Origin of the sequence: Rhodococcus sp. JG-3 (assembly GCF_000482405.1) — a bacterium.
Lineage (GTDB): Bacteria > Actinomycetota > Actinomycetes > Mycobacteriales > Mycobacteriaceae > Rhodococcoides > Rhodococcoides fascians.
Genome location: NZ_KI519398.1, coordinates 2,339,936 through 2,356,182 on the forward strand (window position 1 = coordinate 2,339,936; position 16,247 = coordinate 2,356,182).

The 16,247-nt window shown below is 63.9% G+C and carries 13 protein-coding genes and 1 pseudogene; 13 read left to right on the top strand and 1 reads right to left on the bottom strand.

Annotated elements, in window-relative coordinates:
* The first annotated feature begins 45 nt into the window (after positions 1-45).
* From K414_RS0112630 to K414_RS0112675, 10 genes are all read left to right on the top strand, one after another.
* The gene (locus tag K414_RS0112630) at positions 46-1,278 is read left to right on the top strand and encodes an MFS transporter (RefSeq protein ID WP_027496260.1); all 1,233 of its coding nucleotides are present in this window, start codon (positions 46-48) and stop codon (positions 1,276-1,278) included.
* A gap of 198 nt (positions 1,279-1,476) precedes the next feature.
* Entirely contained in the window at positions 1,477-2,748 is a 1,272-nt protein-coding gene (gene mdo / locus K414_RS0112635; protein WP_027496261.1) for an NDMA-dependent methanol dehydrogenase, read from the top strand.
* Between the two features lie 83 nt (positions 2,749-2,831).
* On the top strand, positions 2,832-3,869 hold the full coding sequence (locus K414_RS0112640) for a MoxR family ATPase (RefSeq protein WP_027496262.1): 1,038 nt from the start codon (positions 2,832-2,834) through the stop codon (positions 3,867-3,869).
* Complete coding sequence (locus tag K414_RS0112645; protein WP_027496263.1) at positions 3,866-5,383, top strand: VWA domain-containing protein; 1,518 nt, start codon at positions 3,866-3,868, stop codon at positions 5,381-5,383. Before K414_RS0112640 ends, K414_RS0112645 begins: the two co-directional genes overlap by 4 nt.
* A 186-nt stretch (positions 5,384-5,569) precedes the next feature.
* Positions 5,570-6,757, top strand: coding sequence for an iron-containing alcohol dehydrogenase (locus tag K414_RS0112650; RefSeq protein WP_027496264.1), 1,188 nt, complete (start codon positions 5,570-5,572; stop codon positions 6,755-6,757).
* Positions 6,754-8,106: a histidine kinase gene (locus K414_RS0112655; RefSeq protein ID WP_027496265.1), complete on the top strand. Its 1,353-nt coding sequence runs from the start codon at positions 6,754-6,756 to the stop codon at positions 8,104-8,106. Before K414_RS0112650 ends, K414_RS0112655 begins: the two co-directional genes overlap by 4 nt.
* Positions 8,103-8,783 carry a response regulator transcription factor gene (locus K414_RS0112660; RefSeq protein ID WP_027496266.1) on the top strand — a complete coding sequence of 227 codons (681 nt, stop codon included), beginning with the start codon at positions 8,103-8,105 and terminating at the stop codon, positions 8,781-8,783. Before K414_RS0112655 ends, K414_RS0112660 begins: the two co-directional genes overlap by 4 nt.
* 119 nt (positions 8,784-8,902) lie before the next feature.
* Complete coding sequence (locus K414_RS0112665; protein WP_081701591.1) at positions 8,903-11,083, top strand: molybdopterin-dependent oxidoreductase; 2,181 nt, start codon at positions 8,903-8,905, stop codon at positions 11,081-11,083.
* A gap of 37 nt (positions 11,084-11,120) precedes the next feature.
* Positions 11,121-11,435: a ferredoxin gene (fdxA, locus tag K414_RS0112670; protein WP_027496268.1), complete on the top strand. Its 315-nt coding sequence runs from the start codon at positions 11,121-11,123 to the stop codon at positions 11,433-11,435.
* Positions 11,432-12,421, top strand: a complete 990-nt coding sequence (locus K414_RS0112675; RefSeq protein ID WP_152530415.1) for an NAD(P)/FAD-dependent oxidoreductase — start codon at positions 11,432-11,434, stop codon at positions 12,419-12,421. Before fdxA ends, K414_RS0112675 begins: the two co-directional genes overlap by 4 nt.
* Positions 12,422-12,439: 18 nt before the next feature.
* On the opposite strand, the gene K414_RS26900 is transcribed toward K414_RS0112675, so the two are convergent.
* Positions 12,440-13,498 (bottom strand): helix-turn-helix domain-containing protein, encoded by a 1,059-nt coding sequence (locus K414_RS26900; RefSeq protein WP_081701592.1) that lies wholly within the window; start codon positions 13,496-13,498, stop codon positions 12,440-12,442.
* 217 nt (positions 13,499-13,715) lie between these two features.
* On the opposite strand from K414_RS26900, the gene moaA reads away from it, so the two are divergent.
* The 3 genes and pseudogenes from moaA to K414_RS29605 form a co-directional block, all read left to right on the top strand.
* Positions 13,716-14,774: a GTP 3',8-cyclase MoaA gene (gene moaA / locus K414_RS0112690; RefSeq protein WP_237606176.1), complete on the top strand. Its 1,059-nt coding sequence runs from the start codon at positions 13,716-13,718 to the stop codon at positions 14,772-14,774.
* Positions 14,771-16,021 carry a gephyrin-like molybdotransferase Glp gene (gene glp, locus K414_RS26905; protein ID WP_051365093.1) on the top strand — a complete coding sequence of 417 codons (1,251 nt, stop codon included), beginning with the start codon at positions 14,771-14,773 and terminating at the stop codon, positions 16,019-16,021. The genes moaA and glp overlap by 4 nt, the downstream gene beginning before the upstream one ends.
* A gap of 7 nt (positions 16,022-16,028) precedes the next feature.
* Positions 16,029-16,172, top strand: a pseudogene (locus K414_RS29605) (HNH endonuclease signature motif containing protein); the annotation flags it as partial.
* Between the last annotated feature and the right edge of the window lie 75 nt (positions 16,173-16,247).

Here is a 16,247-nt window from a genome sequence, read left to right on the forward strand (position 1 = left end):
GTCCTTCACTGAGGTAACGGTCGTTGCGGTGGAGGGAATGAGCACATGGTCGGTGTCGACACGCGGGACGTTCAGGGCAGAGCAGCGGCGCGGATTCCGCATCGGTACGCCTTCTGGGTGGTCGGCGTCGCCTTCATCGTCCTCATGGCGTCCTCCGCTGCACCGTCGCCGCTGTACCCGGTGTACCAGCAGTCGTGGGGTTTCAGTGCGATCACCCTCACGGTCGTCTTCGCCGTCTATGCGCTGGCGCTGCTGCTGACTCTGCTCACGGTAGGAAGTCTGTCGGACCACATCGGACGCAAACCGATTCTGGTCGCGTCACTGCTGCTGTTGATCGTCAGTCTGGTGTTGTTCATCGTGGCCGACAGTGTTCCGGTATTGATCGCTGCTCGCGTCGTGCAGGGAATCGCAGCAGGCGCGGCGACGGGGGCCATGAGTGCGGCCATCATCGATCTGCAGCCCACCGTGTCGACCGGCCCGCTGCTCAACAGCGTCGCCCCCTCCTTCGGTCTGGCGGCAGGCGCGATCGGGGCCGGATTGCTGGTGCAGTTGGCACCGGCACCCGAAATTCTCGTGTTCGCCCTGTTGATCGCCGCCGCGGCAGTACTGGCCGTGGCCCTGCTGTTCGTGCCGGAGACGTCGGCGATGCGCGGCTTCGATTCCCGACGTCACCTGGCGTCGACCCTGCTGCCGCGAGCCTCGCTGCCTAAGTCGGTGCGGGCACCGTTCGTGGTCATTGCCCCTGCCCTGTTCGCGACCTGGTCGCTCGGCGGGTTCCACCTCTCGCTGGGCCCGTCGATCATCGGCACCGTCTTCGGTATCGACAACTACATCGTGGGCGGCCTGGAGATCTTCTCGCTGTTCGCCTCGGGCTCGGTAGCAGCTGTCGTCGTGCGCAACGGGCTTCCTCGCACGGTGATGATGATCGGCGCGTCGGTGCTCGCAAGCGGCGTCGCGCTGACCTTGGTGTCGGTCGAAATCGGCTCGGTCGCGCTGTATTTCGTCGGCGCGGTCGTCGCAGGATCGGGCTGGGGAGCAACGTTTCTCGGCGCGATGCGCACACTCGGTTCGTTGGTCCCCGCTGCGGAGCGAGGTGGCGTGTTCGCCACGACATTCGTCATCAGCTACCTCGCCTTCAGCCTGCCTGCGGTGATCGCCGGACTCGCCGTGCACCGGCTCGGATTGAGCACCACGGTCGAGGTGTACGGGGCGTTCGTCATTGCTCTTGCATTGATCTCGGTCGTGGGGTTCTCGGTTGTGCAGCGACGAAATCGATAGCGCAGCAATCACTCCTCGATCTCCCCTCCCGAGGACGGGCACCATGTACTGCCCAATCGGATAGTCCGGCAGCGGTGTTGGAACGGTTCTGCCCTGCAGGTGTTCCGATCTCCTCTCGGTGCGGCCATGGTGGTCATCAGTGAGACGCCGATCACACACCCCAGGCGTTTCCTGACCACACTCACCGAGGAGACACCGATGGCAATCGAGCTCAATCAGATCTGGGAATTCCCCATCAAGGAGTTTCACCCGCTGCCCCGCGCCAAGCTGGGGGTCGGCGCTCACGACATGATCGGCGTCGAGGCGAAGGAACTCGGATTCAAGCGTGCCCTGCTCGTCACCACCGGACTGCGCGGATCCGGGATCATCGAGGAACTGATCGGCAAGATCGAATACCAGGGCGTCGAGGTGGTTCTCTACGACAAGGTCGAGTCGAACCCCAAGGACTACAACGTCATGGACGGTGCCGCGCTCTACCAGAAGGAGAAGTGCGACAGCGTCATCTCCGTCGGTGGCGGCTCCAGCCACGACGCGGCCAAGGGCATCCGCGTCGTCGTTGCCCACGACGGCCGCAACATCAACGAGTTCGAGGGATTCTCCAAGTCCACGAACAAGCAGAACCCACCGCATATCGCCGTATCGACCACCGCCGGAACGGGTTCGGAGACGTCCTGGGCGTACGTCATCACCGACACCTCGGACATGGAGAAGCCGCACAAGTGGCTTGCCTTCGACGAGGCGTCGACACCGACTCTGGCACTGGACGATCCGCTGCTCTACTACACCTGCCCCCAGCAATGGACCGCGTTCTGTGGCTTCGACGTTCTGGCACACGGTGCCGAGCCGTACGTGTCGCGTCTCGATTTCGCGCCGTCGCTGGGCAACGCGATCTACTCGATCGGCCTGGTGTCCAAGCACCTTCGCGAGGCCGTCTACGACCCGGGCAACCTGAAAGCTCGCGAGGGCATGATGAACGCCCAGTACATCGCCACGCAGGCGTTCAACTCCGGCGGACTCGGTGTCATCCACTCGATTTCCCACGCGATCAGTGCGTTCTACGACAGTGCTCACGGCCTCAACAACGCCATCGCTCTGCCGCGCGTGTGGGAGTACAACCTGCCCTCACGCTACGAGCGCTATGCGGAGATCGCCGTGGCCATGGGCGTCGACACGAAGAACATGACCACCGTCCAGGCGGCCGACGCGGCAGTCGAAGCCGCCATCCGGCTCGCGAAGGACGTCGGCATTCCCGACAACTTCGGGTCGATCCGTTCCGCGACGTACGACAAGAACCGGATGAACACCGGCAAGTACGCCGGTAAGGGCGACGTGATCAAGGGTGACGAGAAGTCGGTACTCAAGATCTCCGAGCACATCCAGGAAGACTGGTGCACCCCGGGTAACCCCCGCGAGGTCACCGTCGAGTCGATGATTCCGGTCGTCTCGCACGCGATCAACGAGTCGTACTAACCGCCACCCATGTGAGTGGAACTTCGTAGCAGGGTACGAAGTTCCGCTCACATGCGGCGCAGCCGCTCTTCGAAGGGAAACACATGACCTCGCTGTCGACAGTGCGTAGCGACGACACCGACACCGTTCGATTCACCGACGCTGCCGATCTGCGGAGGGCGCTCGCCGAGCAGGACTACATCGCCGACGACGACCTCGCCACCGTGGTGCATCTGGCGACAGCGCTCGATCGCCCGCTGCTGCTCGAAGGGCCGGCGGGTGTGGGAAAGACAGAGCTCGCCAAATCGCTTGCTGCGGCGAGCGGCCGCAAGCTGGTGCGCCTGCAGTGCTACGAGGGCCTCGACGACAACCGGGCCCTGTACGAGTGGGATTACGCCAAACAGCTTCTGCACGTGCAGATGCTGCGTGAACACATCGGTGCGCTGACGCAGCACGTCACCGACATCGACGACGCCTCGAAGATGCTCGCCGCCAAAGACTTCGGCCTGTATTCCGAGCCGTTCCTGTCGGTGCGTCCGCTGCTGGAATCGATCCTGTCCGAGGAGCCGGTGGTTCTTCTCGTCGACGAGGTCGACCGGACCGAGGAATCCATGGAGGCGCTGCTGCTCGAGGTGCTCGCCGAGAAGCAGGTGACCATTCCCGAGGTGGGCACCTTCACCGCACGAAGTGATCCGTGGGTCATTCTGACCTCCAACGACACTCGCGAGCTGTCCTCCGCCCTCAAACGCCGCTGCCTGCACTTTCATCTCGACTACCCCTCTGCCGAACGGGAACGGGAGATCGTCACCGCCCGCGCTCCGGAGGTACCCGATCGGATCGCAGCCGACATCGTGGCGCTGGCAACCGAACTGCGGGCGCTGCCGCTGCGCAAGAGCCCATCGATCTCGGAGGTCATCGACGCGGCTCGTATCGCGTCGGTCCTCGGCCACACGGAGGACACCCGCAAGTATCTGCTCGCCGCGCTGGTCAAATACTCCTCGGACATGAAGATCGCGATGGCAGGCCCGGCGACGGAGACAGCCTCTGCAGCACCATCTCTCGGAGCCATCGTCAACACGACCGCGACGGCGTTCCGGGGTCATGGTGGACGGGACAAGGGCGGCATCGGGATTCGACGATGACTGCGGTCGAGCCGTTCGCTCCGTCGGTGGTACTCGACGTGCTGTCGGCAGTGTTCGGCCGGACGCTGCGGCGGTTCGGAGTGGCGGCGTCGCCGGCCGAGGTCATCGAAGTCCGACGCGTGCTCGGGCTCCTGGGGGCAGGTGACCTGACGGTTCTACGCGCGGCGTTACGCGCCACGTGCGCGAAGTACGATCACGAACAGCAGGGATTCGATCTCGCGTTCGACTCGCTGTTCGCAGTCGGCTCGAACGCTGTTGTCCACGAACACACTTCGCCGGTCGGCGCGCAGGTGGCGGGCGGCCTCCCGACCGATCTCGACGTGGGAGCCGACCAGGAGGCGGCGAAGTACGCCGAATACAACGAGCGTGCCGTCGAGATCGGAGATCTGCTCGACGCCCCCGAGGCCGACAAGGGCTTCAACCCACACAAGGACGACGACGACATCAGTCTGTCGTCGGAGGATCACGATCTGTCCATCGATACCGATGGCGACATGGGTCGACGGGGCGTGACCTACACCGTCGATCTGGAGCGTTCCGGTTCGACGGCTGCAGGGGAGTTGGTGTCGAGCACGAGCGGAGCGGTTGCAGGGCAACTGAACTGGGAGGATCCGGCAAGTATCCTGGCATGGTTCGATGCCTACGATCCCAGTAGCGTGTACGGCGATGGCGGAGATTCCGGGCCGCTGAGCGCGGCGATGTTGGACAGGATCACCGATGCCGTCGAAGCCTTCGTCGCAGCTCTGGGTGAGTTGACCGGGACGATGTCGTCACCGGTGCCGGTCGACGGCGCAGGGCGGGGGATCGACAGCCATGCCGAGATCGAGCGCGCAAGTCACGAAGTGTTGCGGCACATGCGCGGGACTCCTCGGCCGCGGCCTCGCGAACACTCTCGGGGCCCGCTGGACATGCGTCGCACGGTTCGGTCGAGCCTGCGCACGGACGGCATTCCGTTTCGGTTGGTCACCAGGACACCGGTTCCGGACAAGGTTCGATTGTTGGTGCTGGCGGACGTCTCGTTGTCCGTTCGCCCGATCACCGCATTCACGCTCAGACTTGCCCAGGCGATGCACTCGCGTGCGCACCGCTGCACTGTGATGGGCTTCGTCGATTCTCCGGTGGACGTGACGACCACCTTGCTCGGGAGCACGGGCGACGGTGCTCTGGCTGCAGTACTCGCAGATGCGCGATTGGACCTCGAAGCGAGCAGCGATTACGGCAAGACCTTCGCGGACCTGCTGGACTCGCACGGGGAGGTGTTGAACAAGCGCACCGCGGTGATCATCGTGGGGGACGGTCGGTGCAACGGACGGCCGCCCGGACTCGATGCGTTGGAGAAGATTCGCTCCAAGGTGCACCGCATCGCCTGGATCACTCCCGAAGCTCGTCGCTACTGGGCGCAGGCCGCGTGCTCGATGGAGGAGTACGAACAATTCTGCGACCAGGTGGTCGTGGCGCGAGACGGGGAACAGTTGACGGCGCACGCCGCCGATCTGGGGCATGCGCTGTCCTGACCCGATCCATCACACCACGTACCTGCCCGATCGGGTAGGTAGGAACCTGGCCCGGTGCTGGTGGGAACGGACCGACTGTGCTCGTAAGGTTGTAACCTGAATCACAGGTCCGGATCGTGTTCGGATCGAAGGACAGCGAGGGTGTGAACGGTGGACCAGGCAGCTACTGCGAACGTCGGCAAGGCGCTGCACGATCTCGATACTCGGCGCAGCCGAGCCGAGACGCCACGTGTCCTCAAGTTCCATGCGCCCGAGATCGTGTTCGGTCCGGATTCGCTCGGAGAGGTCGCGCATGCGACGCGTCGTCTCGGTGGGGTACGGCCGATGCTCGTCACGGACGCCGGCTTGATCGAGAGTGGCTGGGCCGGCCAGCTCGTCGACCTCCTTCTTGCGCAGGGGCTGGAGCCCCAGGTCTGGAGCGCGCTGACGCCCAATCCGAAGGACGTCGAAATCGAGGCAGGCCACGGTTACTACGCGGACTTCGGCTGCGACGTGTTGGTGGCGATCGGGGGAGGGTCGGTGATGGATGCGGCGAAAGGGATTGCCGTCCTCGCCGGCAACGGCGGTCGAATCCTCGACTACGAGGGGGTGGATCGGGCCACCCGGCCGATCCCGCCTCTGGTGATGGTGCCCACGACATCCGGCACCGGAGCCGACGTCTCGCAGTTCTGCATCGTCACCGATACCGCGCGCTCGACCAAGATCACCATTCTCGGCCGAGCCCTGGTACCGGACATCACGGTGATCGACCCGATGTTGCTCACCACGATGCCCGAATGGCTGAACGCCGCAACCGGTTTGGATGCTCTGACGCACGGGATAGAGGCGTTCGTGTCGTTGGGCCACAACCAGCTCACCGACCATCATGCGCTCCGAGCCATCACCATGGTGATGTCACAGTTGGCTCGCACCATCGACGAGCCGACCGACATGGTTGCACGAGGGTCGATGGCGCAGGCGAGTCTGGAAGCCGGCCTGGCATTCACGAACGCGATCCTCGGTGCAACGCACGCGATGAGCCACCAGGTGGGCGGGCTGCTCGATCTCCCGCACGGGGTGATCAACGGTGTGCTGCTGCCACACGTCATTCGTTTCAACGCTGCCGAGGATCCGTTGCCGTACGTGGCCATCGCGACGAGTCTCGGGCTACCCGAGGGCAGGGCCAGGCCGGAGGAGGCCGCCATGGCCGTGGCCGATCGAGTGGACCGCCTCGCTCGTCAGGTCGGTGTTCCCGCCGGCCTGGCCGAGATCGGCGTCAGCGAGTCCGATCTCGATGTGTTGGCCACCAACGCATTACGCGATGCGTGCATGTCCACCAACCCGCGCTCGGCCACGCACCGCGAGATGGTCGATCTGTTCAGGACCGCACTGTGACAACCGGACCCGACCTCTCGTTGCTGACGGGACTGCGTTCGGGCAAGAACACGTTCTACCCCCAGTATCGCGGCGCGGCAGAACGTTTGGAACGCGTTGTCTATGCGCTGGAACTGATTTCGCGAGCACTGGTGCGCACGGTCGACGGTCCGGAAACGCTGGTGTGCGCTGTGGCCGAGGCCGCACGAGCCCATCTGAGTGCGCGCTGGGTCGTGTTCGCTCTCGCCGACGGGGCGTTCCCCGACGCCGGTCCTCGCAGATTGGTACTCGGACCCGACGCCACACCGTTTCTGGTCGACAACGTCGAAGGGCCACCGTTGCCGGACGACGTCGTCGACTGCCTCGAGTCGATCCGACAGTCGACGTGCGGCGACGGGCTGACCCCGGTGATCTCCGCCCATCACGCCTTCGTGCCGATCGCGTACGACGGGGGTGTCGTGGGCGCTTTTGCAGCGTGGACCGGTGAGCAACGTGTGCTGGACGCCACCGACGCCGCGGTGCTCAGCATCCTGGCCAGCCAAACTGCGGTGGCCCTGCAGAATTCGGCTCTGTTCCAGAGCCGAAGACAACTCCTCGAGCGCACCGAGAATGCCTACGCCGAGGCGAATCGAACGGCGGCCGACCTCGCCGCCCGCAATGCCGAACTCCTGCTGACGCAAAGACAACTGGGTGCCGCGCATCGGCATCAGGTGCTCGACGACGAACGGCATCGCATCGCACGCGAACTGCACGACAGCGTGACCCAGGCCGTGTTGTCGGCCGGTATGCAGATCGAGGTCTGTCGCAGTGACATCTCGGCGGAAGAGCGCAGTGACAGGCTGGATCTGGCCAAGGATCTGACGCGTCGGGCAGTGGATCAGCTGCGGTCGGCGATCTACGCGCTCAATCACCCTCAGGACGCCGACCGAACGTCGCTTCCCGAAATGCTCGAACAGCTTTCGGTGGTCCACATGCCCGACGAGTTACAGGTCTCGCTGCGGGTGGAGGGAACTCCCGTCGAGTTGAGCAGCGAATGCGAGCATGCTTTGCTCCGCATCGCCGGAGAGGCGTTGTTCAACACTGCAGTGCACGGACATGCATCCCGGGCCATTCTTCGCTTGAGCTATTCGCTCGATCAGGTACAGCTGTCGATTGCCGATGACGGTGACGGCGATCCGGCGCACTTGCGCATGATGCTGCACATGGCCGAATCCACCGACGTCGACGGCCGCCACCGCGGGTTGGCGAACATGGCGGCGCGCGCCCGCGAACACGGCGGGGTCTTCGAGATCCGCCGTGCCCGCACCGGGGGCGTGCGAGTGGCAGTGCGTATACCGCTCGACCCGAATTCCACGAAGGGCACAGCATGAGCGTCACAGTGGTACGAGACGGTTCGCCTCCGGCGGCGCCGCCCAGGGTTCGGATCGTCCTGGTCGACGATCATGCGATTCTGCGCGACGGGTTACGGTCGGTGCTCGAACGTGAGTCCGACCTGACGATCGTGGGGGAGGCGTCGACGCGGGAGGAGGGCTTGGCCGTCGTCGCTCGGGTCACACCCGACATCGTGCTGATGGACCTCAAGCTCTCTGCCAGCTCCGATTACGAGGGTCTCGCCCTGTGTGCGCAGTTGTCCAAGGCGCACAACGGAATCGGTCTACTCGTCTTGACGACGTTCCTCGACGATCGTCTGGTGGTGGAGGCCGTGCATGCCGGTGCCCGGGGATATGTGGTCAAGGACGTCGACACCACCGAGTTGGTTCGCGCGATCCGCGCGGTGTCGCGCGGTGAGAGTGCGTTCGATTCCCGGAGCGCCTCGGCCGTCGTTCGTTCACTCAACGGCACACCGAGCAGCATCGAGCGGCTGACCGAGCGTGAGCTCGAAGTGCTCCGGCTACTGGCAACGGGTCTGTCCAACAACATGATCGGAACGCGGTTGTTCATCTCGGCGACGACGGTGAAGTTTCACGTCAGCAACATCATGCGCAAACTCGCGGTGTCCCGCCGTGCCGAGGCCGTCTATGCCGCGAGTAAACAGGGATTGATCTGAGCGATGAGCCTTCGGGCACAGAGTGCAAAGTAGACGGCGCTCGGCGTCCTGTCGGGAGCGTCCTCGCGGTGCAGGCTACGGATAACACATACCAGTGATATCCACGCCGAGGAGCACCCATGACGACTGTTCAGGAAGATACGCGCTCACACGACGCCCTGGCCGACCGCCCGACGGAACTCACCGTTCTCGGAGCGTGTGCGCAGGATTGTCCGGATTCGTGCTCGATGGTGGTGACCGTCGAGGACGGGGTGGCGACGAGCGTCAGCGGGAGCAAGACCAACCCGTACACCAACGGCGGCCTCTGCGTGAAGGTGGACAACTATCTCGACAAGGTCTACAGCCCGGACCGAGTGCTGTACCCGCTCAAGCGGTCCGGGCCCAAGGGCTCGGGAGAGTTCGAGCGGATCTCGTGGGACGAGGCCGTGGCCACCATCGCAGAGAAATTCACCTCCATCGCCGAGGAATTCGGCCCCGAGGCGATCATGCCGTGCAATTACCTCGGCACCCAGGGAATCACGCAGGGTCTCAACGTCGGGGATGCATTCTTCAACCGACTCGGGGCGACGGTTGCCGAGCGCACCTACTGCGATGCCGGATCGTGCACGGCCTACGCGATGACGGTGGGCGACACGGCAGGCGTCGACCCCGAGAGTTTCGTCCACTCCAAGTTCATTCTGATCTGGGCGGCGAACACCATGAGCACCAACCTGCACCTGTGGCCGTACATAGCCGAGGCGAAGAAACGCGGGGCCAAGGTGGTGGTGATCGATCCGATCAAGACCAGAACCGCCAAGGCCGCGAGCTGGTACATCCCCATTCGTCCGGGCACCGACGGCGCTCTCGCCCTGGCGATGATGCACGTGATCATCGACGAGGGATTGACCGACGCGGACTACATCGAACGCTTCACCATCGGTTTCGACGAATTGGCCGAGCGGGTGCAGCAGTACACCCCGCAATGGGCGTCCGAGGAGACGGGCATTCCAGTCGAGGACATCTTCACGCTGGCAAGGGAATACGCACAGAGTCAGCCCTCCGTCATTCGGATCGGCGTCGCCATCGAGCGCAGTGCCGGTGGCGGGCAGAGCGTCCGAGCCATCTCCTGTCTACCGTCGTTGGTGGGGGCCTGGCGTAAGCCCGGCGGCGGCATCCTGCAGCTGCCGCTGTGGGCGTTTCCGGTGAACTGGCCCGAGTTTCTGCAGACGGATCTGCAGACTCCGGGTACACGCGTGATCAATCTGTATCAGCTGGGTGAGGCGCTGACCGGCGGGTTGAATCTGGACACGCCCCTCAAAGGACTGATGGTGTACAACTCGAATCCGGTGGTGGTGTGTCCCGATCAGAAGCGCATGATCGACGGGCTCAGCCGGGAGGATCTGTTCACCGTCGTCAGCGACCACTTCATCACCGACACAGCGGATTACGCCGATATCATCTTGCCCGCCACGACACAGCTCGAACAGGACGACATCAACTTTTCCTGGGGACACCTGTTCGTCACGTACAACAACCGGTCGATCGAGCCCCTCGGGGAGGCCGTCCCCAATACCGAGCTGTTTCGCCGACTGGCCGCAGCGATGGGCTTCACCGAACCGGTGTTCTCCCGAACCGATGAAGAACTCCTCGCCCTCTCCTACGACTGGAATGCCCCGGCAATGGAGGGCATCACGATCGACTCGCTCAAGAAGCTCGGGTGGCAGCGACTCAACCTTCCCGGCCCCGACGAGTACGCACCGCACGCAGAGGGCAATTTCCGGACGCCGTCCGGCAAGACGGAGTTTCTGTCCTCGGCGGCGGCGGGTGGCAACTTCGTGCTGCCGCTGTTCCGGCAGGGATCGAACGATCACCAGCCGGGACAACCGGTGGATCCGCTCCCGCACTACATCCCGCCGCGCGAGTCGTCGAGGACCAATCCCGAACTGGCAGAGAAGTATCCACTCAATCTGCTCACGCCCAAATCGCATGCGTACCTGAATTCGAGCTTCGGCAATCTCGACATGCACCGCAAAGTGCAGAAGGAACCGACGCTGCTGATCAACCCTGTGGACGGCGAACAGCGGGGAATTGCTTCGGGTGACGTGGTGCGAGTCTTCAACGATCGCGGCGAATTCACCGTCGTTGCCAAACTCGACAAGTCGGTCATGCAGGGTGTCACCGTCTGTGCGATGGGGGCGTGGCGCAAGAACATGCTGTCTCTGTCGACCCCGGCCTCACTCAATCCGACGGTGTTCGCCGACCTCGGGAACGCTCCGACGTTCTCCGACACCCTCGTCGAGGTCGCAGCGCTCGACGCCTGACAACTCTTTCTCCTACTACGAACAAGAGGATTTCGATATGGCCTACGTCGTGACCGAAGCGTGCATCGACCTACTCGACAAGGCATGCACGGAGGAGTGCCCCGTCGACTGCATCTACGAGGGCGCTCGGATGATGTACATCAATCCCGACGAGTGCGTCGACTGCGGCAAGTGCATGCCCGCCTGTCCCAACGACGCCATCTTCTGGGAGCACAAGATTCCGGAGGAACAGAAGCAATTCGTCGATATCGCCGTCGAATTCTGTGAGGACGCAGATGCTTCCGGTGGCGCGGAAGATCTCGGCCCGGTTGGGCACGACCATCCCTCGATCGACGAAGTGGCGAAGAAGTGAGTGCCGCAACGGTTTCCGAGAGTGATCTGATCATCGTCGGTGCCGGACCGGCCGGGCTGTACGGTGCGTACTACGCGGGTTTCAGGGGCATGACGGTCACCGTGATCGACGCTCTGCCCCATCCGGGCGGGCAATTGGCGGCCCTGTACCCCGAGAAGAAGATATTCGATGTCGCCGGTTTTCCGGCGATCAAGGCGCAACATCTGGTCGACGCATTGGTCGAACAGGCGGATCAGGCGAAGCCGACGTATCTGATGGGACACGTGGCGACCGAACTCGAAGAATCCGAGAACTTCGTGCGGGTCACGACGGACAAAGGCGAGACCGTCGTCGGCAAAGCCGTTCTCGTGGCCGCAGGTATCGGCAAGTTCACGCCGAGGCCATTGCCGGCCGGAGCCGAGTTCCACGACCGAGGCCTACGGTATTTCGTGCCCAAACTCGATGATCTCGCCGGCGAACGGGTGATGATCGTCGGCGGCGGAGACTCGGCAGTCGACTGGGCGTTGAGCCTGGAGCCGATCGCGAAATCGGTGGTACTGGTGCACCGGCGCAACGACTTTCGGGCCCACGCTCACAGCCTCGGTTTGCTGGAGCGGTCCGGTGTCGATGTCCTCACGCCGTTCGAGGTGGAGGAAATCCTGGGCGTGGACTCCGTCGAATCGGTGACGATCGTCGACGGCACCGGAGTCGACCGTCGACAGCTCGAAGTGTCGAGTGTTGTTGCCGCACTGGGGTTCAAGGCCGCACTCGGCCCCATCGCCACGTGGGGACTGGACACGTACCAGCGCGATATCGCCGTCGGACGGACGATGCGCACCAGCCGAAGGCGAGTCTTCGCGGCGGGCGACGTCGCCGGACACGAAGACAAGGTCAAGTTGATCGCAGTCGGTTTCGCCGAGGCCGCGACAGCGGTCAACCACATCGCCCCGCTGGTCGACGGTTCGGCAGCGATCGTGCCCGGCCACTCGAGCGACTCGTTTCACTGACGAGGGACCCGTAGGAGCTCAGTTCGACCGACGAGGACCGTGAGCAGTGCCGACCTCGGGCTGCTCACGGTCGCTCGGCCACATCGGGCGAGTGACCGCTCGCGGGTCGTCGGACTGCGCGCACGCGGCCGCGCGGTACTGACGAGGGCTCATCCCGTACTGCTCGCGAAAGGCGCGGCTGAACACCGCGGAGTCCGCGAAACCCCACCGTCGGCTTATCTGCCCCAGCGAGCGGTCCACCGCGACGCTGGCGATGATCTCGCGTCGGCAGCGCTCGAGCCGTTTGACCCGAATGCTGCGCGCCACCGTGGTGCCACTGGCCGCGAACAGACGGTGCAGTTGGCGAGTGGAGACTAGCACGGCCGACGCGACCGTGCTCGGCGATAGATCCGAGTCTGCGAGGTGCTCCTCGATGTAGCGCTGCGCCGTCCGAACCAGGGCGGTGCCGGGGGAGTCCAGCGCCGGGCTGGTGGTGGTGTTCCTCGCGATGACGCTGACCAGATCTCCGACCTCGTCTGCGATGGCCTGCGCGCCCGCGGTACCCAGCGTCGACCGGGTCGACCCCAGGTCGTGCAGAAATCGGCTGAGGAGGCCGCTGAAACCGGCCGAGCCGTCGAACGCCATGGCCGTCAGGTCGCTGGATTCACGCTCGTCGAGTCGAAGCATGTGACGTGGCCAGGTGAAGACTTCGAGCTCCCATTGATCGTCGTCGGGGTGACCGTCGATGATCCAGTCGAAGGGACGAGACGTGTCGTAGATGGCGAAGTCGCCGCGGGAGAGCACGCATTCGCGTCCGTCCTGCACCACGATCGCGCGGCCTCGACGGATCATCCCGATCTGAACGTATTCGATTCGGTCCTTCTCGATGAGCGAGTCGGTTCGCGCGATGCGTTGAGTCGTCGATCTGACAGTCGACACCTGCAGGTGCGCGAGAGACATCGATCGGACGGCTCCCGTGAATCGACTGTCCGCCACGTCGGCCACGTCCAGGGCGACGAAGTGTTCGTTCAACATGTCGGACCAGTCGCCGCGGCTGGTCGTTCGAGTCGGAATGGAGAATCCGGATCGAGACAGCATGGGGACCCCTTGTCGTAGACGCTCACGGCGATGCAGGAGCTTTCTTCGAGATTAACCCGCAATGTTTCCGGTTGATTCACTGTTCGTAACTTTGCCGGAAAGTCGTGAGGCAGGGTCGTGCGCTGGTCGCTGCACGTCAACTACCGGGCGCGCGCGGTCAAGTGTGAGGCACTGCCGTCCGCGATTCTGGTGTTCGACAGAGTGAAAGGACTACTCCGTGGGTGATCCCGTTCGAGCAGTGCGCAACCATCCGACCGACCTCGGTTCGGGGACGGTGGACGCTCGGGGGCGGGCACTTCGAGATCTCCGTATCTCGGTCACCGACCGATGCAACTTCCGCTGTGTCTACTGCATGCCTCGAGCCGAGTTCGGTCCCGATCACCGATTCCTCGACACCGGCAGGCTGCTGTCCTTCGACGAGATCGTCAGAGTGGCGCAGGCCGCCGCGACGATCGGCATCCGAAAGATCCGTCTGACGGGCGGTGAACCGTTGCTGCGGGCCGGAATCGCCACGCTGATCGAACGATTGAGCGCCATCGACGGCGTCGATCTCGCGATGACCACGAACGGGTCGTTGCTCGCAGCCCAGGCCGCATCGTTGTACGCGGCCGGTCTGAAACGCGTTACCGTCAGCCTGGATTCGATCGACCCGACGACGTTCGCGCGGATGAGCGACACGCGCGTACCCGTCCGGACCGTGCTCGACGGTATCGACGCGGCAGTGTGCGCCGGGATGTCACCCGTCAAGGTGAATGTGGTGGTGCGACGGGGCGTGAACGGTGATTCGATTCTCGACCTGGCCGAACGGTTCCGAGGGACAGACATTGTCGTGCGGTTCATCGAGTACATGGATGTCGGGGCGACGAAGCGGTGGGAAATGGCGCAGGTGACGGACGTCGACTCGATTGTCGACATCATCGGGGCAGCCCATCCGCTCGAGCGGATCGAGTCGATGTACGAAGGCGAGGTCGCGACGCGCTATCGGTATCGCGACGGGAGCGGAGAAATCGGGGTGATCGGTTCGGTGTCGAAACCGTTCTGCGGCAGCTGTACTCGGGCCAGGCTGTCGGCGGACGGGCAGGTGTACACGTGCCTGTTCGCTTCAGCGGGAACCGATCTGCGCGCGCTGCTGCGTTCGGGGGCATCGCAGGATGCTCTCGTGGCGCGGTTGTCGGCGCTCTGGAACAGCCGTGACGATCAATACTCCGAACTGCGAGCGGGATCGGGGGACACCCCGGCCGGCGAGCGGATCGAGATGTCCTACATCGGCGGATGATGCGGACCGTAAACTCGACTACCCGTTCGGTCGACGAACACAGTTGTGCCATAGCAGATCTCGGCTTGGCAGCCCGAGTGCGGGCGGTACCCATCGGATCTGCGGTCGGCGCAGTTCTCGCCGAGGATGTCTTTGCCGAGCGCGTTCTGCCGGCGTTCGACAATTCTGCAGTCGACGGGTTCGCTGTGCGCCGTACCGATGTGATCGGTTTCCGACGACTGCCGGCCACACTGACCGTCTCGGCGCGGAGCGTCGCCGGACGGTCGAGTACCGAGCTGAGCGTGGCACCGGGTGAATGTGTACAGATCATGACCGGTGCAATACTTCCGCGAGGGGCCGATCTGGTGGTGCCGGTCGAACAGACCAGCGGATTCGTCACGTCGTTCGGTTTCGATACGGTGACCATCTGTTCGAGTGGTTCCAAGAGCAACATCCGCCGTCGTGCTTCGGATTTCGATGCCGGTGACGTGGCCATCAGGGCCGGTGCGGTGCTGACTCCCGCTCAGGTCGGACTGCTTGCGGCACTCGGACGAACGCATGTCAGGACCGGTTCGACATTGACCGTGGCTGTGTTGTCCACCGGATCCGAAATCCGCTGTGCTGAAGAAACTCCGACGCTCGGCGAGTGTTTCGACGCCAACTCTCCGATGATCGCAGCCGATCTGCTGCGGTGTGGTGTCGATGTGCACCTCGAATCGGCGGTATCCGACGATGTGGAGGCGTGCAGAGCGGCCCTTGCCCGCTGCGCTGCGGTAGCCGACGTCATCGTCACGACCGGCGGAATCAGCGGAGGAACCGAGGAAGTCGTCCGGCTTGCGCTGGCGGATCACGACGTCACCTTCGCCTCGGTTGCGGTCAGGCCGGGAAAACCGCAGGGCTGCGGACGATTCGATGAAATACCGATCATCTGCCTGCCCGGAAATCCGGTGAGTGCGCTGATCTCGTACGAACTGTTCGTCCGGCCGGTCGTGGCATCCGCTCTGCAGGATCCGGCGGCGGAGCGAACGGTGAGAACTGTGCGGGTCCGCGGCGACGTGACCTCGGCGTCGAGCACACCTCGGGTTCTGTTGGGATTCATCGACGGCGCGGATGCCGAGGTCACGCAGTCACATTCGATGAGAGCATTGGCAGCCGCGAACGGAATGGTCGTCGTTCCCCCATGCGACTCACTCCCACAGGCAACAGGGCAATATCCCGCGTGGACCTTCGATTCACGGACGGCATCGAGACCGGGCCGGTACGTATGACCGCCACTGCCGCTTCCCCGGCTGCCACCGACCCGCGGCACGCTGCCAAATCGACCACGTGATCCCGTTCGACCACGCCAATCCACTCGGCGGCTGGACCACCGTCAACAACTTCCAATGCCTCTGCGAATACCACCACAGCGTCAAAACCGCCGGCTACACATCCCCACCCAACCCAGACGATCCGGCATCATCGCCTACGCCGAACCACCCGACAACCCGACAC

Excerpts from the sequence above, each read along its gene's own strand:
- K414_RS0112660 (WP_027496266.1), top strand. The coding sequence starts at position 8,103 with ATGAGCGTCACAGTGGTACGAGACGGTTCGCCTCCGGCGGCGCCGCCC.
- K414_RS26900 (WP_081701592.1), bottom strand. The coding sequence starts at position 13,498 with ATGCTGTCTCGATCCGGATTCTCCATTCCGACTCGAACGACCAGCCGC.
- K414_RS0112630 (WP_027496260.1), top strand. The coding sequence starts at position 46 with ATGGTCGGTGTCGACACGCGGGACGTTCAGGGCAGAGCAGCGGCGCGG.
- K414_RS0112665 (WP_081701591.1), top strand. The coding sequence starts at position 8,903 with ATGACGACTGTTCAGGAAGATACGCGCTCACACGACGCCCTGGCCGAC.
- K414_RS0112640 (WP_027496262.1), top strand. The coding sequence starts at position 2,832 with ATGACCTCGCTGTCGACAGTGCGTAGCGACGACACCGACACCGTTCGA.
- fdxA (WP_027496268.1), top strand. The coding sequence starts at position 11,121 with ATGGCCTACGTCGTGACCGAAGCGTGCATCGACCTACTCGACAAGGCA.
- mdo (WP_027496261.1), top strand. The coding sequence starts at position 1,477 with ATGGCAATCGAGCTCAATCAGATCTGGGAATTCCCCATCAAGGAGTTT.
- K414_RS0112645 (WP_027496263.1), top strand. The coding sequence starts at position 3,866 with ATGACTGCGGTCGAGCCGTTCGCTCCGTCGGTGGTACTCGACGTGCTG.
- glp (WP_051365093.1), top strand. The coding sequence starts at position 14,771 with ATGATGCGGACCGTAAACTCGACTACCCGTTCGGTCGACGAACACAGT.